Origin of the sequence: Streptomyces sp. NPDC058221 (assembly GCF_042882365.1) — a bacterium.
Lineage (GTDB): Bacteria > Actinomycetota > Actinomycetes > Streptomycetales > Streptomycetaceae > Streptomyces.
In genome coordinates this window covers 1-1,245 of the sequence record NZ_JBHVWF010000248.1, presented here as the reverse complement: position 1 = coordinate 1,245, position 1,245 = coordinate 1, and the positions used below count along the sequence as shown (strand labels likewise).

At 65.6% G+C, this 1,245-nt stretch carries 1 protein-coding gene; it reads left to right on the top strand.

The window, feature by feature from the left end; translation table 11 throughout:
* Window positions 1-183: 183 nt before the first annotated feature.
* On the top strand, window positions 184-846 hold the full coding sequence (locus ACFVW8_RS37770) for a hypothetical protein (RefSeq protein ID WP_389698337.1): 663 nt from the start codon (window positions 184-186) through the stop codon (window positions 844-846).
* Window positions 847-1,245 lie beyond the last annotated feature (399 nt).

The window sequence follows — 1,245 nt, the reverse complement described above, 5'->3', positions numbered from 1 at the left end:
GCCTCGGGCCCCTCGCCGCCCACCACCTGACATCTGCAGCGGAGGCAGGTCAACTTTTCTGGCCATGACGTTGGTTCACACGCCTGCCGTGCTTCTACGTGCAACTGAAGCGAACAAAAAGCGCATTCACTCATTCGATGGAGCCTCAAGATGACTCGGAATCAGCCGTCGCTTCCTGCGGCCGTGACACTCGTATCAGGACCGACCGGTGGCGGAAGCATCGACGACTTCGAGTTGTTCTACGCGCGCCGCGCCCTGGGTCGCCTCAGATCACGGCTGGGACGTCAAGGTCTGCTCGACCTGCTGGCCGAGGACATCGGCAAGGGAGAGGCCTTCTTGCGGGAGAGCGCGGGCCTCTCCGGCGGCAGCTTCAACGTGGGGGCAACGGTGCTCGCGACGCGGGGCTCCACGGCCGGCGAGTTCGTGGCCTGGATGGACAAGGCCTTCGCTGACGAGAACGTGCTCCTGGCCGCACAGCCTGAGCATTATGTGATGGCCGGGCAGCCGGACGGAGCGGTCCACATCGTGGAGAACATCGGCCCCCATGTCTGTTCCTTCTACCTCGGCAGTTGGTCCGCTGAGGCATTGGCGTGGGCCGCGGACGCGGAGGAGCTCCTCCCGGAAGCGGAGTTCCCACACAAGAAGGCCTCGAATCTCTTTCTCGCCGACGGCACGGTTGTGGGACGGGTGCTGATTCAGTTCGGTGACACCGATGACGGATTCACGTCGAGTCTGACGGTCTACCTGCCCACCGCGTGTCCGGAGAGTGTGCTGGAGCATCATCTCCGTCATTTCGCGGTCGAGTTCAGGAACTGGATCGTCGCCTCCACGACAGCCCGGGCTTGAAGAACCGTCGGGGAGCCGGACACTTGTCGGCGACTGAACAGACCTCGGGCGTTCACCACTTCCTCGACACGCTTCTTATGCGCCGAGGAGTGGCAACGGGCCGAGGGTGGGGCCGGCCATGCTGATGCCGCATGCCCGATGGGTGAGTTGGTGAGCCGCATCTCCCCGTCGACGTGGTCGCGAGCGGGGCAATCTTCGCCTCGGTCAGCTGGCGGAGCGCGTCTCGGAGCATGGGGTGTTCTTCGGGCGGGCTGCACAGGTCGAGCGAAACGTGTTTCCGCGGCTGTTCATCGAACCGGTGCCGCGGGTGCTGGGATGCCGCGCTCAGCACGGGTGTTGGGCTGATAGGTGAGAGTGGCGGGGGGGGGGGCGGGGCGGGCGCGGCCCCCCGGCCGGGCG